Source organism: Terrimonas pollutisoli, assembly GCF_029360765.1.
GTDB lineage: Bacteria > Bacteroidota > Bacteroidia > Chitinophagales > Chitinophagaceae > Terrimonas_B > Terrimonas_B pollutisoli.
Map to the genome: position 1 here is coordinate 750,151 of NZ_JARKNA010000001.1, position 24,053 is coordinate 774,203.

The 24,053-nt window shown below is 40.3% G+C and carries 18 protein-coding genes; 12 read left to right on the forward strand and 6 right to left on the reverse strand.

Going from position 1 to position 24,053, the window contains the following annotated elements; all coding sequences use genetic code 11:
* Positions 1–31: 31 nt before the first annotated feature.
* The 3 genes from P2W73_RS02980 to folD all read right to left on the reverse strand — a co-directional run bounded on the left by P2W73_RS02980 (position 32) and on the right by folD (position 2,551).
* Positions 32–856, reverse strand: coding sequence for a DUF8692 domain-containing protein (locus P2W73_RS02980; protein ID WP_276500498.1), 825 nt, complete (start codon positions 854–856; stop codon positions 32–34).
* A 163-nt stretch (positions 857–1,019) separates the two neighbouring features.
* The gene (locus P2W73_RS02985) at positions 1,020–1,640 is read right to left on the reverse strand and encodes a 7-carboxy-7-deazaguanine synthase QueE (RefSeq protein ID WP_276500499.1); all 621 of its coding nucleotides are present in this window, start codon (positions 1,638–1,640) and stop codon (positions 1,020–1,022) included.
* Between the two features lie 35 nt (positions 1,641–1,675).
* Complete coding sequence (gene folD, locus P2W73_RS02990; protein ID WP_276500500.1) at positions 1,676–2,551, reverse strand: bifunctional methylenetetrahydrofolate dehydrogenase/methenyltetrahydrofolate cyclohydrolase FolD; 876 nt, start codon at positions 2,549–2,551, stop codon at positions 1,676–1,678.
* Positions 2,552–2,677: 126 nt separating this feature from the next.
* On the opposite strand from folD, the gene P2W73_RS02995 reads away from it, so the two are divergent.
* From P2W73_RS02995 to P2W73_RS03045, 11 genes are all read left to right on the forward strand, one after another.
* Positions 2,678–3,508 carry a hypothetical protein gene (locus P2W73_RS02995; RefSeq protein WP_276500501.1) on the forward strand — a complete coding sequence of 277 codons (831 nt, stop codon included), beginning with the start codon at positions 2,678–2,680 and terminating at the stop codon, positions 3,506–3,508.
* Complete coding sequence (locus P2W73_RS03000; protein ID WP_276500502.1) at positions 3,505–5,544, forward strand: ComEA family DNA-binding protein; 2,040 nt, start codon at positions 3,505–3,507, stop codon at positions 5,542–5,544. Before P2W73_RS02995 ends, P2W73_RS03000 begins: the two co-directional genes overlap by 4 nt.
* 289 nt (positions 5,545–5,833) lie before the next feature.
* Positions 5,834–9,064: a SusC/RagA family TonB-linked outer membrane protein gene (locus tag P2W73_RS03005; protein ID WP_276500503.1), complete on the forward strand. Its 3,231-nt coding sequence runs from the start codon at positions 5,834–5,836 to the stop codon at positions 9,062–9,064.
* Positions 9,065–9,074: 10 nt separating this feature from the next.
* The gene (locus P2W73_RS03010; RefSeq protein WP_276500504.1) at positions 9,075–10,499 is read left to right on the forward strand and encodes a SusD/RagB family nutrient-binding outer membrane lipoprotein; all 1,425 of its coding nucleotides are present in this window, start codon (positions 9,075–9,077) and stop codon (positions 10,497–10,499) included.
* 433 nt (positions 10,500–10,932) lie between these two features.
* A complete protein-coding gene (locus P2W73_RS03015; RefSeq protein ID WP_276500505.1) occupies positions 10,933–14,115 on the forward strand; it encodes a SusC/RagA family TonB-linked outer membrane protein in 3,183 nt (1,060 codons plus the stop codon).
* Positions 14,116–14,145: 30 nt separating this feature from the next.
* Positions 14,146–15,675, forward strand: coding sequence for a SusD/RagB family nutrient-binding outer membrane lipoprotein (locus tag P2W73_RS03020; RefSeq protein ID WP_276500506.1), 1,530 nt, complete (start codon positions 14,146–14,148; stop codon positions 15,673–15,675).
* An 18-nt stretch (positions 15,676–15,693) separates the two neighbouring features.
* Entirely contained in the window at positions 15,694–16,359 is a 666-nt protein-coding gene (locus P2W73_RS03025; protein WP_276500507.1) for an immunoglobulin-like domain-containing protein, read from the forward strand.
* A gap of 144 nt (positions 16,360–16,503) precedes the next feature.
* Positions 16,504–16,995 carry a lipid-binding protein gene (locus P2W73_RS03030; protein ID WP_276500508.1) on the forward strand — a complete coding sequence of 164 codons (492 nt, stop codon included), beginning with the start codon at positions 16,504–16,506 and terminating at the stop codon, positions 16,993–16,995.
* A gap of 367 nt (positions 16,996–17,362) precedes the next feature.
* Positions 17,363–20,542, forward strand: coding sequence for a SusC/RagA family TonB-linked outer membrane protein (locus P2W73_RS03035; RefSeq protein ID WP_276500509.1), 3,180 nt, complete (start codon positions 17,363–17,365; stop codon positions 20,540–20,542).
* A gap of 33 nt (positions 20,543–20,575) precedes the next feature.
* The gene (locus tag P2W73_RS03040) at positions 20,576–22,024 is read left to right on the forward strand and encodes a SusD/RagB family nutrient-binding outer membrane lipoprotein (RefSeq protein WP_276500510.1); all 1,449 of its coding nucleotides are present in this window, start codon (positions 20,576–20,578) and stop codon (positions 22,022–22,024) included.
* Between the two features lie 172 nt (positions 22,025–22,196).
* A complete protein-coding gene (locus P2W73_RS03045) occupies positions 22,197–22,508 on the forward strand; it encodes a DUF3467 domain-containing protein (RefSeq protein WP_276500511.1) in 312 nt (103 codons plus the stop codon).
* Positions 22,509–22,554: 46 nt separating this feature from the next.
* On the opposite strand, the gene P2W73_RS26425 is transcribed toward P2W73_RS03045, so the two are convergent.
* The 3 genes from P2W73_RS26425 to radC form a co-directional block, all read right to left on the reverse strand.
* The gene (locus P2W73_RS26425; protein WP_439145487.1) at positions 22,555–22,791 is read right to left on the reverse strand and encodes a four helix bundle protein; all 237 of its coding nucleotides are present in this window, start codon (positions 22,789–22,791) and stop codon (positions 22,555–22,557) included.
* Positions 22,716–22,916 carry a four helix bundle protein gene (locus P2W73_RS26630; protein WP_439145485.1) on the reverse strand — a complete coding sequence of 67 codons (201 nt, stop codon included), beginning with the start codon at positions 22,914–22,916 and terminating at the stop codon, positions 22,716–22,718. The genes P2W73_RS26425 and P2W73_RS26630 overlap by 76 nt, the downstream gene beginning before the upstream one ends.
* 68 nt (positions 22,917–22,984) lie before the next feature.
* Positions 22,985–23,677, reverse strand: coding sequence for a RadC family protein (gene radC, locus P2W73_RS03050; protein ID WP_276500512.1), 693 nt, complete (start codon positions 23,675–23,677; stop codon positions 22,985–22,987).
* Between the two features lie 107 nt (positions 23,678–23,784).
* Here radC and P2W73_RS03055 point away from each other — a divergent pair, with 107 nt between their 5' ends.
* A complete protein-coding gene (locus tag P2W73_RS03055) occupies positions 23,785–24,003 on the forward strand; it encodes a hypothetical protein (protein WP_276500513.1) in 219 nt (72 codons plus the stop codon).
* Positions 24,004–24,053 lie beyond the last annotated feature (50 nt).

Here is a 24,053-nt window from a genome sequence, read left to right on the forward strand (position 1 = left end):
CTGGGTGGAGATTATTTTGAAATAAAATCGCTTACCATGATTCCACTGGCTCCTCAGGTTTATTTGCGACTTTAATTCTCACGGTCGGTTGCGATGATGAAGTTGAAGCAGTTGGCCTGGAAATTTTCGATGTGATTTTTAGTGACGGACTGAAAGATGCTGCATACGAGAGCAAAGTATAATTGAAAAGGATAATACTTGACATTTCTAAAAACTCTTCCAGCGAACAAAATAAATAATATTCATATCCATCTCCATAAATTTCTATTAGGTGACCTTCAATTGGTTCAAACCCAATTGTCGAAACAACATAACCAATTCCTGAGATAACAAACAGGATGCGGATCCGGGATGGAAGATGAAATAAAAATTTATAAAAAAATAATCCAACCAGAATGGCAAAAATGCCATAAGGAAGAATCCAGGGATAATCAAGATAACCGGAATAATTGCTTTGCAACAAACTTCTGATCCTGTTAAATTGCTCATGAATTCCCAGAGCCTCATCTACCGCTAAAAATAAAAATATGCCGCTTAATAAAAGCCAGTGAATTTTATAGGCTAAGGATTTTAACCTATAGATGAGATAGTTGATAAACAACAATAAACTAGCTGTAAATAAAATCAATGTAGAAAACAAAGCGGGTATATTATTCTCTTCGCTTACATCAAAAAACACTACAAGGGCCCTTAGAAAAAAATTATCATAACCCAATATCTTCTGGAGTACCAGCCCAACCAGATTTATGATTTGGAGTACGCAGGCTGCATAGAAAAAAAACTTAGCCACCCCTTGGGGAACAAAGGAAAAGGACGGTTGACGAATGCCGCTATTAGCAGAAGCATTTACCTTCATGTGGGTGAGATTACAAATGAATAAAACGAATGGGAGCGGATGGGAGGCGGTCTACTATAGGATTAGAAGTAACGTCATTCAGGTAGTAGAGAGTAATAGAGAATGGCAAAACTATATTAAAAAAGATTTCCAGCCAAGTGTCAGATACGCTTTTAAAATTGTATCAGGGTACATTAATATACTTATGTATCTGCAGACTTAGTTCCCATTGGGGATGTGCCTTAATGTAATCGACCATCAATGGAGTCATTTGGTCAGCTTTGCTCCACTCGGGTTGCAAATACAGTTTACATGCGGCCGGTACCAATGCCGCATATTTCTCCGCCCATGCAAAGTCGGATTTGTTGTAGACAATGATTTTCAATTCACTGGCGACATTTATGACCTCGGACAACGGTTCCTTAAATTTTTTCGGAGATAGACATATCCAATCCCATTTTCCACTCAATGGCGATGACCCCGAGGTTTCTATATTCGTTTGTAATCCTGCATTTTTTAATTCGCTGGTTAATGCGTCCAGGTCATGCAACAACGGCTCACCACCTGTTATTACTACTATTTGTGCGGGGGTCTTTTTTATTTCCTTTATAAGATAATCGATTTCAATAACCGGATGGTTATCCGCATCCCAGCTTTCTTTTACATCGCACCATACACAACCAACGTCACATCCGCCCAGCCGGATAAAATAGGCGGCCCTGCCCTGGTAGTATCCCTCACCCTGCAGGGTGTAGAAATGCTCCATCACTGGAAGCGTTGAAACGTTATTTTTTACAATTGTCATTAATTTTCCAAACTCCCATTTAGGGGTTGGGGGTATTAATTCTTTAATATACAGGACTGGTAGGTATTCTTCATCAATGCCGCTATTGTCATAGGACCGACACCTCCGGGTACAGGAGTAATCCACGAGCACTTGGGTGCCACCGCCTCATAATCCACATCACCATTTAATTTAAACCCGCTTTTCCGGGAACTATCTTCTACCCGGGTTATTCCCACATCGATGACGACAGCGCCTTTTTTCACCATATCAGCTTTTACAAATTCGGGTCTTCCCAATGCAGCTACAATAATGTCGCCTTGCAGGCAAAGTTCCTGCAGATTTTTTGTTTGAGAGTGACAAATTGTAACTGTACAATTACCCGGATTGCTATTGCCACTTAATAAAATACTCATTGGTCTCCCCACGATGTTGCTACGGCCTATCACAATGGCATGTTTTCCTTTTGTGTGAATTTTATAGTAGTCCAGCAAAAGCATGATGCCATAAGGCGTTGCGGGTATAAAAGACGGCAAGCCCTGCACCATTTTTCCAACATTTACCGGGTGAAATCCATCGACGTCCTTATCGGGATTGATTGCATTAATCACATTTTCATCGGAAATATGTTTTGGTAAAGGAAGTTGTACCAATATGCCATCAATATCCGGGTCTGAGTTCAATTCTTCAATTTTCTCCAACAGTTTGTTTTCAGAAATACCGTCTTCAAACCGGATAAGAGTTGATTTAAAACCTGTTTCTTCACAGGCTTTCACTTTGGCGGCTACATAGGTTTCGCTGGCGCCATTATTTCCCACTAAAATTGCAGCAAGGTGGGGGACTTTTTTTCCTTCATTTGCCCGTTGAGCTACATCAATTTTGAGATCATTTTTTATCGCCTGGGCGGCTTTTTTCCCATCTAAAATTTGCATGGCGCAAACCTACACAAAGTTTCAGTCCGAACCTTAATTCACTCAAATAAACACCGGCTTTAAATTATGCCTAAGGATTGTTTGGATTAGTTTGATTTAGTATTTTTCTAATACCAAACCTTACGGATGAGAGCCCCATCAACCTGCCTGTTCCTGTTCTCGTTGTTTATCATACTTAAGAGTAATAGTCAAACATTGCGACGTCCGGTTGCCGCCAGCTATGTTGGATTGGGAGCTTATAGTCAAAATAGTCATGATGTTTTCTCTTTTACAACCAACCAGGCTTCACTAGCCCAGCTAAAATCGGGAGCGGCAGGAGTGTATGGTGAAAAAAGATTTTTGTTAGATGAATTGAGTAATTATATCGCTGTGGCCGGTCTGCCAACTGCATCGGGCAATTTTGGCTTGAAAGCAAGCTACTTTGGATCAACTATCTATAATGAATCACAACTTGGCTTAGCATATGCCAGGCAGTTAGGAAGTAAAATTGATATTGGCACCCAGTTTAATTATAACGGCTTGAACATCGCAGGTTATGGCAATTCTTCGGCTATAAGTTTTGAAATAGGAACAATACTGCACGTATCAGAAAAACTGAATGCCGGCATTCATATCAACAATCCTGTTGGTGGGAAATTCGGAAAGGATCAACAGGAGAAACTGGCGTCGGTTTACACCATTGGTCTCGGCTATGATGCATCTGATAAGTTTTTTTTCAGTGCAGCTATTGAAAAAGAAGAAGACCAGCCTGTCAACGTCAATGCCGGAGTGCAATATAAATTCATACCACAGTTACTAGCGAGACTTGGAGTTTCTACGGCAACATCTGCGGCGTGGATGGGAGTCGGATTATCATGGAAGCAATTTCGGATGGATGTCACCGCTGCTTATCATCCTCAACTGGGAATTTCTCCCGGTTTATTACTGTTGTTCAATTTTAAAAAGAATGAAAATTGAAAAAGGTTTGTGCCATACTATTTGCTTTTCACTTTTCACTTTTCACTTGCCTTGCCCAGGATATTCCGCCTTCTGCAGAGCAACAATTAGAAAACCTGGCTGAAGCCGAACAAACTGAACCAGAAGATGATTCATATTTGCAGCAATTAGAACATTTCAGAAAAAATCCGCTCAACCTGAATGATGCTGAGATGATTGAATTAAGGGATTTAAGGATTTTGACGGATTTGCAAATCGCTAACCTGCTTTCCTACAGAAGAGTATTTGGGCGGTTCGTGAATATTTATGAATTGCAGGCCATCCCTACCTGGGATATAAATACTATCCGAAAATTATTGCCTTTTGTCACGGTGACATCCATTGTACCTCTTAAAGATGATTTTAAGGAACGCTTCAAAAATGGAAAAAATAGTTTTCTTTTCCGCTATTCACAAACAATAGAGAAGGCTGAAGGCTTTGAGAAAACAAGCACCGGAACAAAATACCTGGGTGATCGTAGCCGGCTATTCTTTCGCTATCGCTACAATTATAAAAATCTTTTGCAGTATGGTGTTGTTGCTGATAAGGATGCGGGTGAACAGTTTTTCAAGGGCTCCCAAAACAAAGGGTTTGATTTTTATTCCATTCATTTATTTGCCCGAAAAATTGGAATTATAGAATCATTAGCACTTGGTGATTTCACCGTGAATATGGGGCAAGGATTAATTCAATGGCAGAGTCTTGCCTTCAAAAAAAGCGTAGATGTGATGGGTGTTAAGCGACAGTCAGCTGTGCTAAGACCTTATAATTCTGCGGGTGAATTTAATTTTCAACGTGGCGCCGGCGTTACCATTCGAAAAAAAAATCTGGAGGCAACAGTATTTGCTTCCATGCGAAAGTTAAGTGCCAACTTTGTTAACGACACTGTGGGTTTTGACGATTACATTTCGTCTTTTCAAATGTCAGGATATCACCGGACAGCGGCCGAAGCGGCGGATAAAAACAGCGTGAGGCAAACTTCCTTTGGTGGTAACTTAAAATATATTGGTGATCGCGGGCATATTGGCGTCAATGCTGTTCGTTATCATTTTTCTCTGCCTCTGCAAAAAAGAGATGAGCCGTACAATTTGTATGCAATCAATGGCGACAACTGGAGTAACGTAAGTATCGATTATAGTTACACCTGGCGAAACATTCATTTTTTTGGGGAAGTTGCCGCCGATAAAAATTTTCATAAAGCTTTTCTGAATGGGGCGTTGATGAGTGTTGATTCACGGGTTGATCTTTCTTTGGTACATAGGCTTATTGCAAAAGACTACCAGGCTGTGAATGCCAATGCATTTACTGAAAATACTTATCCAACAAATGAAAGCGGTTTATATGCCGGCATTACTATCCGGCCGGCTTCGTCCTGGCGCCTGGATGCTTATACAGACCTGTACAAGTTTCCCTGGCTTAAATATTTGGTAGATGCCCCCGGTTCGGGAAAAGACTTTTTAGCGCAAATAACTTATACGCCCAATAAACAGTTAGAGATCTATTCGAGATTTAGAAACGAAACCCGCCAATTGAATCAGCCAGATAACAACACTGCGACTAATTTCCTGGTCAGTATACCGAAGAAGAATTGGCGAACACAAATGGGTTTTAAGCTAAGCCCGTCATTTGCACTTAGGAGCAGAGTTGAATTGATTTGGTACAATCAGAAAAGCGCTATAGAAAGAGGATTTCTGTCATTTGTGGATGCTATTTACAGACCCATGATGAAACCTTTTTCCGGAATCGTTCGATTGCAATACTTTGAAACAGATAGTTATAATACCCGGTTGTACGCCTATGAAAATGACGTTTTGTATAGTTATTCTATTCCTGTTTTTTACGATAAGGGCTACCGATACTACATGGCATTAAGCTATGACCTAACCAAAAAGCTATCTTTTTGGCTCCGTTTCGCCCAGACTATCTATCCTGACAAACAATCTATTGGAACCGGACTAGATGAGATTCCCGGTAACAGGAAAACTGAGCTCAGAATACAGGCTCGCTACCTGTTTTAGCTCATTTTAAAGGTGTTAGGATTTCTCATTCTTGTGTCATAGTTAAAAATGCCTCAATTCTGATGCAGCAACTCAAGCAAAAGTCATGTCTAATCTAACAGTCGTAAGTAAAACATAGGCTCTCTTCAACTAACTGCCACTCCGGTTAGTCCTACAACAAGGAAATGTGCTAGCATTGGCTCTCTTCTAATTATCTAACAAACGTGATTTAATCTGTACCTGGCGCCAGCATCTTCTCCGTAGCCCTTAGGAGGAATTTAAAATTGTTGTAAACCTAAAATTTGTTCACATGAGAAAAATTGCATCGCTGATAGCAATGTTGATGCTATTTCATGCATTGGCATTTGCTCAAACACGAACAGTTACGGGGCAGGTAAAGGACAGCAAGGGTGACCCCGTCCCATTTGCCAACATTACCGTTAAGGGAACCAACACCGGTGTAGCCGCAGATGTCAACGGTAATTTTTCCATAGACGTTAAGCAGGGCGAATCGCTCCTGGTAAGTTCCGCCAGTTTTGCCGAACAGGAGGTAAAATTGGGAACCTCTACTACGCTAACGGTTACATTACAACCACAGGGAAATTTGCAGGAGGTAGTGGTAACAGCACTGGGATTAAGGAGGACCAGGAATCAGGTTCCATTTGCCGCCCAACAAATAAAGGGCGATGAAGTATCAAAAACCCGGACAGCAAACTTTGTACAGAATCTTTCCGGTAAAGTTGCAGGGTTGGATATAAAGCAAAACAATACATTGGGTGGATCCACTAATGTTGTCATCAGGGGAAATAAGTCTATTACCGGAAACAACCAGGCTCTATTCGTAGTGGATGGAGTTCCTTTTAATAACGCAATTACAAATACCCGGAATCAACGGACAGGCAGGGGAGGCTACGACTTTGGTAGCGCCGCTGCGGATATTAATCCCGATGATATAGAATCCATTACCGTTTTAAAAGGTGCTGCAGCCAGCGCCTTGTACGGATCACAGGGAGCCAATGGAGTGATTTTGATAACCACTAAAAAAGCAGTAAGAGGATTGGGTATTACTGTTAACTCGGGTTTCTCAGTAGGCGCAATTGATAAAAAAACTTTTCCAAAATACCAGAAAGAATATGGCGGGGGATATGGCGCCTTTTATGAAGATCCTACTCACTTTTTTTTATACAGGGATATAGATGGTGATGGAACGGAAGATCTCGTCACTCCCTTAGACGCAGATGCCTCTTATGGTGGGAGATTTGATCCCAATTTAATGGTGTATCAATGGGACGCATTTGATCCATCTTCTGCCAATTTTGGAAAACAAAGACCTTGGGTAGCGGCCGCCAATGATCCTGTTGAGTTTTTTGAAAAATCTTTTTCCTCTAACCAAAGTATTTTTATAGATGGAGCTTCCGATAAAGGAACTTTTAAGCTGGGTTACACCCGAAATGATGACCAGGGAATTATACCTCTTAGCAAGATCAGCAAGAACCTGATAAACTTGGGTGGCACATACAAAGTCACTGATAAACTTACCGCAGGGGCCACTATTAATTTCTCAAATATCAAAGGGAAGGGCAGGTACGGTACCGGTTATGAATCAAGTGTAAACCAGATGATGAGTTTCCGCCAATGGTGGCAAACCAATGTTGATATAAAGGAGCAGAAAGCAGCCTATTTCAGGGAAAGAAAAAATGTAACCTGGAACTGGTCGGATCCTGGAAATCTCACCCCAATATATTGGAACAACGTTTATTTTACACTATACGAAAACTATCCAACTGATGATCGAAACCGGTATTTTGGAAATGTAAATGCCAATTATAAAATAACCGATTGGTTCACTATTTCCGGTAGAGCATCATTGGATGCGTATGATGAAATACAGGAAGAAAGAATAGCTGTAGGAAGTGTTACTGATAGCAGGCTTGACGCTCCGTCAGGCTATATAAGATTTAACCGTTCTGTGAGAGAAGCATTATACAATTTGCTGGCAAATGTAGATAAGGATGTCACAACAGATATTAATATCAAAGGGGTGCTTGGCGCAGGCCTCCGAAAAGAATATACCTCGACCATCAGGGTGGAAACCAATGGTGGACTGATTGTACCAAAGGTCTATAGCTTGTCAAACTCATTGAATACGCCTAATGCTCCTGAAGAATTTGAAGGAAGGAGAGAAGTGCAGGGCGTATTTGCAGGGGCTACTTTTAGCTGGAGAGACATGATCACCTTAGATGGAACCATTAGACGAGACGCTTCATCCACTTTGCCTAAAGGTAATAACGTCTACTACTATCCATCCGGCTCTGTCGGCTTTGTATTTTCAAAATTGCTGCCTGCTGCCAAATGGCTTTCCTATGGCAAGCTTCGGGCAAATTACGCACAGGTAGGTAATGATGCTCCCTTGTATTCCGTTCTTGATGTATACGCATTTATACCACCTTTTAGCGGCAATCCACAGTCTTCTGTAGTGGGAACAAAGAATAATCCCGACCTGGTACCCGAACGAACAAGAAGTTATGAAGCTGGTTTGGAAATGGCATTTATTAATAATCGTGTTGGCTTTGATATTAGTTACTACAAGGCAAAAACTATTGACCAGATTATCCCGGTTGTCGTGTCCACAGCTACCGGCTATAATTCAAAATTCCTGAATGCGGGAACTATTGAAAATAAAGGAGTAGAAGTTTCATTGAACGGATCGCCTGTTTCAACAAAAGACTTCTCCTGGAATGTAAATGTCAACTGGGCGAGAAACAGGAACAAAGTGACTGAGCTTTTTGAAGGAGCAGATAACCTGGTGCTGGCAGATTTCCAGGGTGGTATATCACTGAATGCTACACTTAATCATGCGTTTGGAACCATTCGGGGAGAAAACTTTGTGTATACAAATGGACAGAAAACAATTGGCGCCAATGGTCGTTACAAACTATCACCTACTTCCAATGAAGTAATCGGAGATCCAAACCCGGACTGGGTAGGTGGTATCAACAATACACTTCGCTATAAAAACTTGTCATTGAGTTTTCTGATCGATATGAAAAAAGGCGGAGATGTATTCTCCCTTGATTTGTATTACGGAATGGGTTCAGGAATGTATCCCGAAACGGCTGGTTTGAATGACCTGGGCAATCCTTCACGCAATACTATTGCAAATGGAGGAGGTATTATCCTGCCCGGGGTTAAAGAAGATGGTAAGCCCAATGATATCCGGGTTAGTAATACCAATTATGGAAGTTATGGCGGTTATGGACCAAGAAGGATGCCGGCAGCCAATTTCGTTTATGATGCAGGCTATGTGAAACTCCGGGAGGCAACAATTAATTATTCGCTGCCAAAAGAGTTGATATCAAAACTCAAACCATTTAAGGGTATTGATGTGTCTTTGATCGGAAGAAATCTTTGGATCATAGATAAAGATCTTCCCTACGCAGACCCGGAAGATAACTTAAGTGCTGGCAACCTACAAGGTTACCAAAGTGGATCTTATCCAACCATAAGAACCTTTACGCTAAACTTAAAGCTGAATTTTTAAAAAAATGACCATGAAAAAAATACTCATCTACCTTGCTGTTATTTTTTTGATGGCAGCGGGTTGTACCAAGGAACTGACGAGTTTGAATGTCGATCCTAAAAATCCATCTACTTCTCCCTCCTATGCATTTTTTACCAATGCACAAAGGGCATTCGCAAATACGATGACCTCGTCAAATGTTAATTTAAATATATTCAGGTTGATTACACAGTATTGGCAAGAGACCACCTATACTGATGAAAGTAATTATGACCTGGCTACGAGGGAAATAAATGATGCGATTTGGAATGCCTTATACCGGGATGTATTGCGTGATTTCCAGGAAGCAAAAACTTTGATACCGTCGGACGTATCTGATGCAACACTTCAGAAAAATCAACTGGCCATCACCGAGATACTGCAGATATACGCTTTTTATTACCTGGTTACTACTTATGGTAATATTCCCTACACCCAGGCCCTGGACATAGCCAATGCATTTCCTGTTTATGATGATGCAGCAACAGCTTATAACGACTTGCTGACAAGATTGGATGCAGCTATTAACAATTTGGATGTTGCCGGCGAAAGTTTTGGCTCAGCAGATATCATCTATGGAGGGGATGTCGCTTTATGGAAAAAATTCGGGAATTCCTTGAAATTAAAAATGGGGATGACTATTGCCGATGCGGATGCGGCCAAAGCAAAAACAGTTGTTGAGTCAGCAGCTACATCGGGTGTATTTACTTCAAACGACGATAACGCAAAATTTGCATACCTGGGAGCTCCGCCCAATACAAATCCGATCTGGGTAGACCTGGTTCAAAGCGGACGGCAGGATTTTGTCGCTGCCACTACTATCGTCGAAGAAATGAAAGACAGGAGTGATCCCCGGATTCCTTTATATTTCACCGTGGACGGATCTGGCGTTTATTCAGGTCTGGACCCTGGAGTGGCGGGTAGCTATTCAGCTTTTTCAAAACCCGACGAAGCTATTGTATCACCAGACTTTCCTGCTACGCTGTTGGATTATGCAGAAGTGGAATTCTTGCTTGCAGAAGCACTTCAAAGAGGGTTTGCAGTGGGAGGAACCGCAGTTACCCATTATAACAATGCTATTACTGCTTCAATACTTGACTGGGGTGGTACGGAGGCCCAGGCAACCGCCTACCTGGCACAACCTACGGTTGTATTTAGTCCTGCCAACTGGAAAAAAAGCATTGGCGAGCAAAGGTGGATAGCGCTTTATAATCGTGGTTTTGAAGCATGGATCGAATGGAGAAGGCTCGATTACCCACAGTTGCTGCCCGCTGCTGATGCTGATCCCCAAGTCATTCCTGTGCGTTATCCCTATCCCGTAAATGAGCAAAACGTAAATACAACAAATTACAAAGCTGCGGCTGACGCAATCGGCGGCGATGAAAAAGAAACAAAGCTTTGGTTTGATAAATTTTAACCAGGTGAAATTTTAGCTTTAATAAGAGGCTGTCTTAAAAGGACAGCCTCTTCATTTAATTATGTAGAAAATTGCGTCATGGCAGGAGGAAGTGGTATAGTAAATATTGTATGAGCACTAATTATATGTTTAGCAACAATACTGGTTTACTCGTAGCTATATTAATGTCGGTAATGATTTGTTAAGAAAATCAATTGTTGATGCAGCAATCATTGCTATAGTTCTGTCCTACCAATTGTCATAAAGCAAAAAAACTGGCTTTCCGCGTAAACTAACTATCCAGCTACAGTTAGTATTTAAAAGAGGTATTGTTTTTTAAAGACCGGAATCTCACTTCTGTTTACAACCACTATATCTCCGTACCGTACACAAGCCGCCACTACTCCGTGCCTACACGAGGATTTTATTTGTTGTAAACTTTAAATTAATTCACATGAGAAAATTCGCATCACTGTGTGCAGTGCTGATGCTATTTAATGCATTTGCATTTGCTCAAACCCGTACTATAACCGGGCAGGTCAGGGATGACAAAGGTGAACCCATTCCCTTTGCTACCATTACTGAAACCGGAACCCGGAAAGCTACCAAAGCCGATGATAAAGGGTTTTTCAGCATCATTATTAATGAAGGAGGTAAGATCACAATCACTGCTGCAGGTCACCAGCAAAAAACCATTACCCCTGAAAGTGGTTCTCAGGACATAGTGCTGACTATTAGTGCGGGTGAATTAACAGAAGTTGTCGTTACCTCTTTGGGGGTTAGTAAAGCGAGAGAAAAAATTGGATACGCTACAACAACCTTTAAAAGCGAAGATATAAACAGAACTGCCCCTGTCAGCGCACTGGACGGGTTGCAGGGTAAAATTGCCGGGGCTGATATTTCTACCGTAGGGGGGCAGCCTGGTGCTTCTTCAAAAGTAATTCTAAGAGGATATTCATCACTGCAGGGAAGTAACCAGGCCCTGATTATCATTGACGGTGTTCCTCTCAACAATAGCCGATTGGGTTCAGGTGGTGGTCTGGATTTTGGTAACGGATTAAATGATATTAATCCCAATGATATTGATAATATAACTATTCTGAAAGGTGCGGCAGCTACTTCGCTTTATGGATCCAGAGCACAGAATGGTGTAGTGGTTATTACAACAAAAAAAGGCAGGTCCGGTAAATTAAAAATTGATTTTTCCAGTTCCTATATATATTCGACGGTGGCAAAACTGCCGGAATTTCAAAACACCTTTGGACAGGGTTGGAATGGTCTGCATTATAAAGAGGAGAACGGCAGTTGGGGACCAAAACTCGATGGTGTGGAAAGGCTTTGGGGCAGTACAGTGGATAATTCACGGTTGATTAAGCCTTTTTCGGCTGTGAAAGATAACGTAAAAGATTTTTATGATCCGGGACTGGAAATGAATAATTCAATTTCTCTAAGAGGCGGAAATGAAAATGCCAATTTCTTTTTCTCTTATGGGAACGTACATAGCGATGGTATATTACCTTCTGATGCTGACTCCTACAACAGACACACAATTTCTTTGCGAAGCCAATTAAAAGCAGCTGATAAATTTACCATCAGCAGTTCCCTGAATTATATTAATAAATATGGCAGCAATGTGACTACCAATGATGATGAAGCTGGCTCAGGCACATTTGAAAACATCATTCAAATTGCAAGAGATATACATATTGTTGACTTTAAAGATTATACTAATAAATTTTTTAATGTCGACAACTATTTTACCCCCTATGCGGCCAATCCTTACTTTTCACTTTATGAAAATGGCAACCGGTTAAATAATGACCGTTTCTTTGGTAACCTCGAATTGGCTTATATTATTAATAAATCGCTAAATGTAAAATGGAGAACAGGTGGTGATTTTACCAACGCAAGGCTTAAAGATTGGCAAGCTATCGAGCGCCCCAAACCAGGCTCCTGGAGAGGACCTTTGCCTACAAATTTTGAAGGTGCTTCCTACACCGCGAAAGTAGGAGGGGTTACTGAAAGAAGTGATTATATAGGTGAGATCAATTCTGATATCTTTTTAAATTTTGAAAGGGATATTACAAACGATTTTAATCTTTCCGGTTTCATCGGGGGAAACTTTAACCAACGGCAAGGACGGGCACAGGTTTCAAGAATCACCGATTTGTTAATTCCGAATTTTTACAATCTCTCCAACACGACAGGTATCCCCAACACAACCGAAGCGATTTCCAAAAGAAGACTTTTTGGGGCATACGCACAAGCTAACCTGGCCTATAAGGATTATCTGTATTTATCATTAAATGCAAGAAATGACTGGTCATCCACTTTGCCGGAAGGAAAGCGTTCTTTCTTTTATCCCGGCGCCAACCTGAGCTTTGTTCTTTCAAAACTGGTGGATATTAAACCGGCTAAAGTTGATTATTTGAAAATCAGGGTTGCCTATGGACAAACTGGTAAAGACGCCGATCCTTATCTGCTGGAATCAGTGCTAGCAAGAGGCAATGTGGGGTTGGGATTTGGTAACATCCTTTTCCCTATTGGTGGTGTATCAGCGTTTGAATTAGCGAATGTTATTGGAAATAAAGCTTTGGAGCCCGAAATTACTACTGAATTTGAAGTTGGGTTAGAGGCTAAGTTTTTAAAAAGCAGGATTGGAATAGATGTTTCTTACTACAACAAAGTATCTGATGGTCAGATACTGAATATACCCATTGCCCCAAGTACCGGTTATACATCACAGGTAGCAAACTTCGGTAAGCTGGAAAACCAGGGTATAGAGGCCACCCTGAATATTGTGCCGGTGAAAACGAAAGATTTTACCTGGGACATCAATTACACATTTACCAAAAATACCAATAAAATCAAAGAGCTGCCTTCTGGTTTAGACAAGGTTGACTTTACAAGTTATTTTGCGATAAAGATGGTAGGCCGGGTAGGTGAGCCGATGGGAATTATTGAGGCTCCCATACCTACGTTGACCGATGATGGAAAATATGTTGTTAATGGCTCTAACGGGTTTTTAATACCAACAGGTGAGGACCATTCTTACGGCAATGTGCAGCGTGATTTTATTATGGGGCTAAATAACTCTTTCACCTACAAAAACTGGAGACTCGGCTTTACCCTGGATTATCGTAAAGGGGGTCATTTTGTTTCGCGGACAGCTGATCTTACATATTTTGTTGGCAATGCCTACCTGTCTCAATATAATAACCGCCGTCCATTTATTATTCCTAATTCAGTGGTTCAGGACGGTGTGGATGCTCAGGGCAAGCCCGTTTATATTGAAAATACTCATCCGATAGATATGACCAATTTTAATTCTTATTGGTACCATACTTCCAATGACGCTTTTGCCTGGGGTAACATGATTTTGCCCAGGGATTTTTTAAAACTCAGAGATGTTAGCTTAAGCTATACTCTACCCAAAACATGGTCTGGGAAAATTAATGCCGAGTACATTACCCTAACAGCAATTGGAAGAAATATCCTGCTTTGGACTCCTGAGCGTAACATCTTTATTGATCCGGAAATTTCTGACCTCGGAAACGATTTTCTCAGTGAGTTTGGTGAACAGGCTGCGGCTCCTTCTACAAGGTCATACGGCGTTTCTCTTAGAGTCGGCTTTTAAAAATGTATAATTTTTTAAATTATTCAGAATATGAAACGATTAAATAAAACCCTTTTCTTCACGTTGGCTGGAATCATATTTCTGGCCGCTTGCAAAAAGGAACTCGATATTAATACAGATCCCAATAACCCATCTTTATCTCAGGGTACTCCGAAATTAGTATTTCCAGTAGCTGTTGCTTCAACAGCCGGAAGACTGGGTGGAGACCTTGCTATCCTGGGTGGTATCTGGTCGCAATACTGGACCCAAAACACGACTTCAAATCAGTATAAGGAAATTGATGCGTTTGGATTAACCAAGACGGATTTTAATGGGGCCTGGAATGAATTATTTTCCGGCGCTTTGTCTGATTTGTCTTTTGTAAGAACCAAAGCAAAAGAAAGTGAAGACTGGACTTTTTATCTTTTAGGCACAGTTATAAACGTATATACATTTCAAATGTTAGTGGATTTGTATGACCAGGTGCCTTATACCGAAGCTTTTCAGGGTTCTGATAATCTGCAACCGAAATTTGATGACGGCGACACCGTTTATAAAGCCTTGATTGCAGCTTTAGATGATGCCTTGTCCAAAGATTTCTCACTAAGCACCAATACTTCACCCGGCAGGTATGATCTGTTGTTTCCAGGAGTTGGTAATGATGATGTGGAGGCTGAAATTGATTGGCTTAACAACAATAATTTGGACAAATGGATTCAATTTGCCAATACGCTAAAGCTGAAATTATATTTAAGAATGGTTTATGCTAAACCAACGGAAGCAGAAGCCGGAATAAAAGGCATGATTGATAACGGAGCAGAATTTTTAAGTGAAAACGCCTGGCTTAATGTTTTTGAGAATCTTGCTGATAAAAGCAATCCGTTATATGAGTATAATTTCAGAAAGTTGAATACCGATGCCAATCTGAAAGCCAGTTTTACTTTCTTATCCTGGCTCCAGGCCAATTCTGATCCTCGCATACCTTTTTATTATCAACCGCGTACCGGAACCACCAATCAATACCAGGCTATTCACCAGGGCGATTACCTGAACCCGGACCCTGCATTTAACACGGCTTCAAAGGCACTGGTTTTAGCTATTGATCCGGTTGATTTTATTTCTTTAGCTGAGTCTTATTTTCTACAGGCCGAAGCCCTGGAGCGTTACTATGGAGGCGCAGGGGCAAAAGCTATGTATGACGCCGGCGTATCTGCTTCATTTACCCGTTATGGGTTGAGTGCAGCAAGTTTTTTGGTTCCCGGAGGTAATTATGAATATCCCGCAGGAGATTTTGAGCAGAAACTGGAAGCCATTATTACTCAGAAATGGGCTTCTATGCCAAATTCCCATTCCTTGGAAGCTTTTTTTGAAAAAAACCGGACAGGTTATCCCAAATACAGCCCGGTTTATTCCACAGATGCAGCATACATTCCAGGGCAGTTTGTTTATCCTTTTAATGGAGTAACTCCCGGAAAACAATTTGCTAAACGGCTGGTATTTCCGGATTCAGAAAGAAGCAAAAATTCCAATACACCGCCGGAAGAGCCCATTACTAAAAAAATTTGGTGGGATGTTAAATAACCATTTAAAAATCATGATATGGGAACAATATTAAAAATCATTTATGCTTCTTTTATTTCAGGACTGATACTATCAGCCTGTGCAAAAAAAGAGGAATTTAATAATAATGATCAGCATGTTGGTAAAAACTCAAGAATAATTTATTTCCCATCGGTAACTATTAAAGGGGATCGTTTAATTATTCTGGATGTCGGTGCATCTTTTACCGAGCCCGGCGTAACAGCCCTGCTTAATAACGAACCGGTAACTTTTACAACAACGGGTTCTGTTAATACGGCCAGCCCGGGAGTTTATGTACTTGAGTATGCCGCCGAAAACCAAGAAGGATACACGGCTTCTGATTGGAGAACCGTAGTTGTAATAGGCAATGATGTAGCCGCAAATGACTTTTCAGGTACCTATAACAGAGCGGTCACAAATGTTAATAGCACATGGACAAAAACTGCAAATGGTGTTTATACGGTAGAGAATCCGGGAGGCGCAGGGGTTGGCGCCGGATTGGAAGTGATCGCTGTTAACTACCAGGGTAATAAAATTAAAATACCAAGACAGATTTCGCCTGATTTTGGCGAGGTTAGTTCAGGAAATGAAACTTATACACCAACGCCTCCACCTGCGAAATATTCCTGGAGTTTTTTTGCCGGTGGTTACGGTACACAGCTTAGAACTTTCATTAAACAATAAAATGAAAAAAAATGAAATGAGCCATGATAATACCTGTCACCAACCGGAATGATTATTTAGCGAACCTGTCTGCCGACAGGCAGGATTCCATCTCGAAGCAGGTCTGGGACAAGTTATGGCCAAAAAACAATAAAAAATAAGCATATGAAAATAATATTATCTAAATCTTTGGTTGTTGCTGTTGCATTAGGATTTGTGATTAGTTCATGTCAGAAAAAACCGGACATTGAATATACTTCTACGGTCAATATGTCTGCGGAATGGTTTGTCAGGTATTATGATGATACAGCCCCTACTGTGGCATTAATCCCCTATCGCGATTTGCTGACTTATAACACCTCAGATCCAAATCGTAGCCAGGTATGGATTGATGATCATTTTTGGCCGTTTAAAGCAAAAGCAAATGTGGATTATACTAATTTGACCTTTGTTACGACCGACAATGCGGAAGATATATTGAGTGGTGGGAAGGTTAAAATTTATGAAGGAAAAGTTATTCAGGGAGCAGGCATATCCAAATCCGGGAACAAGGTCGACAGTATTTTTTTAAGAGTTGAATTTCTTGATGATGATCCTGGTTTCATTTATCAGATTCGTGGTCATCAGCGTACTGGTTTTTTTGAAGACGAATATTAATTCATCAGTTATCAGAAAATCTTAATATAATAACAGGAACTGACTTCTGGTTCAAAACATACTTCGGTTCAAGAATTTTCAATTGCACTGACTTTCAGAGTTGGTGCAATTCTTTTAATACCCTCTAATGCGATCTTTCTTAGCAGACAGCTACATAGCAGGCTGCTATGAAATGCAGAACCCTTACAATTTTAATTTTAATCAAGAAGTTATTTTTTTATTAAAGGCGGTAATGATTTGTTAAAAAAAAAGTTATCTTGGCGCAGCAAAATTCATGGTTAGGGTGTCTCATCTAACGGTTCATTACTTGAACCTGACCTTTTTCCATTGGATTTTAATGTTTTAAAAAACTAAACAAACAATTAACATGAGAAAAATTGCATCACTGCTTGCGGTGCTGATGCTGCTATGCTTTTTTGCATTTGCACAAACTACCCGCACTGTAAAAGGGGTAATTAGGGATGACAAGGGAGAGCCTATTCCCTTTGCAACTATTTCCGAAGCCGGTACTAAAAATGCTACAACTGCAGACGCAACCGGATCTTTTTCAATTAAAGTAAAAGAAGGGGCTAAACTAACAGTTTCTGCTACTGGATTTAACACTAGTACAGAAACTCCCGGAGCTGGAGATTTTGTGGTTTCTTTGGCCAAAAAGGTCGGAGAAATGCAGGAAGTAGTTATTACAACTGCTTTAGGTGTGGCTAAAACTAAAAAGTCACTTGTTTATTCGACTCAAACAGTAAATGCAGCCGAGCTAAATAAAGTTCGGGCTACAGATATTTCCGCTGCTTTGGCCGGTAAAGTATCAGGATTGCAGGTACTTGGAACTCCCAGTTCTAACTTTGGCGAAGGAAACGTAAGAATTCGTGGTTCTGCTTCGCTGGAAGGAGGAAATCCTATTTATGTAGTAGATGGTACGGTCGTAAATCTTGGTGCTATAAACTTGGATGATGTCGAAAGTCTTACTGTATTGAAAGGGCCTTCAGCTACTGCAATCTATGGTGTTCGTGGTTCGGGGGGTGTTATTTTGATTACTACAAAAAAAGGAACTAGAAAAGCTCCTTCAGTTATGATCAATTCGCTGACAGAAATTGGAAAGGTTTCTTTGCTGCCTAAGTACCAGAATGAATATGGTGGTGGATATTCCCAAGATTGGGAAACATTTGAGTTTAATCCGGCAGTTCATCCTGCCGAATGGGCTGCTTTCGAAGGCCAGAAACTGGTTGACTATGGCGCTGATGAAAGCTGGGGACCAAAAATGGATGGTACTCCTCACCGTTCAGCATATAGCTGGTATCCTGGAGAAAAATTTGGTAAACTAACACCATTTTCCCCTCAGCCTAATAATGTAGAAGATTTTTATACCAATACACTCCGCCTTAATAACAATGTAGTTTTTGAAGGGGGGGGGACAAATACTACTTACAGGTTAAGCTACAACAACAGGGTTACTACACTTCCTTATCCTAATACAAGAAAGGAGGAAAACATTTTTTCGATTAAAGGTGCTGTAGATATATCTCCTAAATTAACAGCCAGTTCAAATATTAACTTTTTAAATATCAAGCAAAAAGGTGATAGAACTGAAGGCTACACGAACGATGGTCAAAACATAAGCCAGAACTTCAACCAGTGGTGGCAGCGCCAGATAGATATTAAAGAGCAAAGAGACTACATAAATCCGGCAGGAGGGTTTAAAACATGGAATATAAGAAGCCCGATAGATTCAAGACCTGCCTATTGGGATAATGTTTACTACCAGGTATATGAAAGTATCCGCAGAAGATGGCAAAACAGAATCTATGGTGATGTAAATCTTACGTACAAAATCATAGATAATCTGAAGGCTTCTGTGATCTTCCGGGCGAATGTGCTAAACAACGGTGGTGATGGACGCATAGCCAGTGGTGGACTTGAGCTAGATAAATATGAAATTTTTAACGGTCAAACCGCGGAATACAATGGAGAGTTTTTGATTGAGTACAAAAAAAGATTTGGCAATTTTGGTTGGGAGCAATTTGTGGGCGGTAATAAGCGTAAAGATATCCGTCGTGAAAACTCAGCTAATACGGTTGGCGGTTTATCCGTACCGGATTTATACAGTATAACTGCAAGCAAAGACAGGCCGAATGTAGATAATATCTGGAGAGAGTATAAGATTAATTCTCTTTATGCAAGAGGTACGTTCGACTATAAGAATTTCCTGTTTGTTGATTATTCAATCCGGAATGACTGGTCATCTGCTTTGCCAGAAGGTGAAAATTCTTATTTATACCCATCTGTCGGCTTAAGTTTTGTATTTACTGATCTGCTTGCAGGTTCTAATGTAAAACGAATCCTGAACTATGGTAAATTAAGAGCTGCTTATGGAAGAGTAGGATCTGACCTCGATCCTTACCAGCTACAAGCTACTTATGGCTTAGGTACACCATATGGTAGTAGTCCAACAATGAATGTTCCTACTACTGTTTTTGATCCGGCTATTAAACCATCTCTTTCCAGCGAATATGAGTTTGGAACTGAACTTCAATTTTTTAATAGTAAATTGGGTGTAGATTTCAGCTGGTATAGAAAAGACGGGATTGATCAAATTCTTCCTCTTACCACTACTCCTTCTTCAGGGTCATCAAGAGTATTTATCAATGCAGGGTTGATCCGCAGCCAGGGATGGGATTTGATCGTAAATGCAAAACCTTTCAGTGGTAGAGATTTTCAGTGGAATATTCAATTTAACCTTGCAAAAAATACCTCAAAAGTGCTTGACCTGGATACTACAAGAAATATCCGCAGTTATTTATTAGGTTCATCTTCTGGTAATAATCAGGCTGCAGCATTTGGTCCACAGGTGCAATCAAGGGTTGGAGATGAATGGGGTACTTTCATCGGTACAGGTTATAAAATAGATGAAAAAAGTGGATTGCCGATTGTTAATCGTGATGCTACTTCTGGCCTTTTTACTGGTTTTGCAAGACAGACAAGTAAAAATCTTGGTTCGGCCCTGCCAGACTTTACAGGTGGATTTCTTACCAGTTTTTCATATAAATCATTTTCTGCCAGCGCTACTTTCTCTTTTGCGAAAGGTGGAAAGTTCTTTTCAACAACCAAAATGTTTCTTTTGTACTCCGGTCTGCATGAAGAAACAGTGGGTTTAAATGATAAAGGAAACCCGGTGAGAAACGATCCTGCTGCTGGGGGTGGTGTTCGTCTTAATGCCGTAAATGCTGATGGTACTGCTTATACAGAGTATGTTGATGCCCAAACTTACTATGGCGCTCTACAAGGGGTAGATGATCCATTTATGTTGGATGCATCTTATGTGAAAATGTCCGAGGCAAGAGTTGGTTACGATATTCCGATGCATAAGTGGGTTAAAACTGTTAAGAGCCTCAATGTTTCACTTTTTGTTCGCAACCCATGGATGATTTATTCAAAAACAAAGAAGTGGGGGATTGATCCTTCTGAACTGGAAAATGCGAATGCTTTTTATGAGGGTGGACAATTACCACCAGTAAGAAGCTTTGGATTGAACGTATCAGTTGGCTTTTAATTTAAATGTTAATTACGATAACAAATTAATTATATGAAAAATAAAATAATAGCATTTGCGATTGGTTCAGCTGTGGTGGCAAGTGTTGGACTGACAGGGTGTAAAAAATTTGAGGATACCAATGTTAACCCTTATGCCACTACAACCCCGGTTACCCAAAATCTGCTTACCGGTGCGCTTCGTTCTTTGCCAAGTGTTACCAACTCTGCCGTCGGCGCTCTTTATGCACAGCATATAGCAGAAGTACAGTATACAACTACCAGCAGGTTTGCAGATATTAATGTATCATATGCTGCATTCTACACAGGTCCGTTGCTTTCTTTACAAAAGATTATCGACTTTAATTCAGACCCTGCAACTGCTCCGACTGTTGTTGACGGTGGGTCTAATGCCAACCAAATTGCTGTGGCACGTATACTAAAGGCTTATTTCTTTTTTCACATTACTAACAGATGGGGAGATATTCCTTACAGTGAAGCATTGAAGCAAGGCGACAATTTGGCGCCTAAATTTGATAAACAGCAGGATGTTTATACAGACCTTTTCAAGGAGTTGAAAGAGGCAGCTAATCAATTTGATGGTGGTAAAATAGTTGCGGGTGATATTTTCCTGGGTGGCAGTGTAAACAAATGGAAAGCATTTGCTAACTCACTTAGACTTGTAATGGCTTTACGCCTTTCTAAAGCAGATCCTGCTAAAGGTAAAGCAGAGTTTATTGATGCAAAAAATGCTGGTGTTATCCTGACAAATGCAGAAACCTACAAATACAATCATTTAAATGAAACAGCAAATGAAAGTGCATGGTATGCCCGTTATTTGACCCGTTTTGATTATGCAATCAGCAAACCATTTCTCGATTATTTGCAAAGCGTAAATGACCCAAGAATTCCTGCATTTGCAGATAAGCCTACAGATGGTAATGCAAACTATAAGGGAATGCCTTATGGGTTAGATGTTACTACTGGTATTCCTAATAATTCCATTTCATATATTGGTACAAACCTGAGAAAGCAAAATTCGCCTGAATACATTCTTTCGGCTGCACATGTGTTATTTACATTAGCTGAAGGTGAAAAAAGAGGATGGAATGCAGGTAATGCACCAAATGATGTGGAGGCTGCTAAATTTTATCTTGATGGTATAAAAGCATCAATGGAGCAATATGGTGTTTCAGGTGGTTATGCTGCTTACGTATTGCAGCCTGATATTGTATATTCGGCTACGGATGCGATAAAACAGATTTCATATCAAAGATGGATTGCACTTTATTTGAATGGATTTGAATCCTGGATGGAGTGGAGAAGAACAGGATTCCCAACTCTCAGCCCTGGACCTGCTCCCCTTACCTCTGATGGGCAAATCCCAAGAAGACAAGCTTACACTACTTTGGAAAGAGATTTAAACCTGGATAATTATAAAGCGGTTTTGCAATCGCAGGGCCCGGATGAACTTAATACAAAAATTTGGATAGATAAACCATAGAATTATCATTGCAAATAAAAATGAAAAGGCTGTCTTGATAGGCGGCCTTTTCATTTTTGGTTGTCTTGCCTTAATAAAAGTTCGGTTTTTGAGAATTCAAAATAGTCTGGCTTAAAGCGACTTAAAAAGCGATATTTGCTTTTATAATTAATTATTTATTTAATTTAAAAAGATGCCCGACCAACCCCAACCCAATCAACTCAATATAGAAATCTCCGAAGAAGTAGCAGAAGGTTCGTATGCCAACCTGGCGATCATTACCCATTCGCATGCGGAGTTTGTCATCGACTTCGTGAATGTGATGCCTGGTACACCAAAGAGTAAAGTCAAATCACGAATTATACTGACACCACAGCATGCAAAAAGGCTCATGAAAGCCATCACAGAAAATATTAGCAAGTACGAAGCTGCGAATGGAACAATAAAGGACTTGGAAGAAATTCAGTTACCATTAAACTTTGGCGGCCCTACTGCACAGGCTTAGGGAGTCAGGAGACTTGAATCTGGAGTTCGGAGCCGGGAGGTATTTTTCAAATAAATTTTTCAGCGTTATTAATCATATACCAAATCAATTTTCCAACCTCTGTATTTAATGTAGTCAATTCATGATATTCAACTTCAGTTAAATAAGAACAGTCTTTGGCGAAATCAAGCCAGACTTCTGTCTCCGCATTTTCTGTTTCTGAGTCATTTAACTTACTAATAAAATAGCCTTTGTAGCTTTTTCTTCTGAAAGCCTCAGCAAGATTTGCACATACAGCCGGGATGACCTTCTTATCTGATCGGTAAGTGAATATCTCTCTTCAGGGGGATTTTTTTTTGATAGAATAAATATTTTCATAGCAATATCATACCCTTTTTGATAAGCTAACAAATCTTTATAATGTCCCATAAGTTTCTTTATGATGTTATTGAACGTTTTTTGCCTTAGCTCCCGACTCCGAACTTCCGGCTCCCGCCTTAAAGTAACCCTTCATCCGCGAAACTATAATAGCCATCGTCACTCACGATGATATGATCAAGAACCCGGATATCTAAAAATTTTGCTGCTTCTTTTATTTTGGTAGTTAACTCCTCATCAGCACGACTGGGTCTCAAACTGCCGGAAGGATGATTGTGACAAAGAATAATACTGACAGCATTTTGTTCCAATGCTTTTTTTAATATTATCCTGGGATCCGCTACAGTACCGGTAATACCACCCTCACTGACAATCTGAAAATGATTGACCTTGTTTGATCGGTTTAAAAAGATAACAGCGAAAACCTCGTGGGGATAATCTTTTAAAGCTGTCTGTAGATAATTGGCAATATCAGAGCTGCTGTTGACAATAGCTTTTTCCAACGATGCACTTGATTGTCTTCTTCGTCCAAGTTCCAGCGCTGCGACGATAGTTATTGCTTTGGCTTCCCCGATTCCTTTAATTTTCATCAAATCCTTTACTGAGAGTTTGCCCAATTCGACCAGGTTATCCTTTCCGAGTTTTAGAATCTCTTTGCCAAGATCAACTGCCGTTTTATTTTTCGATCCATTGTGAATAAGAATAGCAAGCAATTCCGAATTGCTGAGGTTTTCCGCACCCCTGGATAGTAATTTTTCTCTGGGTCTATCGTCTTTTGCCCATTGCTTAATAGAGTGTTTATTCTCTTGCATAAAACAAGTTTAACTAATATTTTTATTCTTACAATACAACATTAGTAGTATTGCTATCCTGAAAAGTCAAAATCCAATTTTTACTGAAAAATCTAAATCCTGCAATTATGAGAACTAAAAAGTCTTCAACCATTGGTGCTTTGCACCCCATTCTTTTCTTTGCAGTAATGTACGTGGTAGTATTATTTTTCTCCATCTTCATTTGTTCTTCGTTGTTTTATAGCTTTAACTCAGACTTTGCAGATGAGCCTGTGGTGAAGACGGAGCAGCCAGCTAAACAAAAGAATTTTCCAGTACAGGTTTCTACAGCAGCAGTAGTACGTTAACCTTTCCCGAAGCATGATTTTTTAACCCCGCAGGTGTGGCGATTGCGATG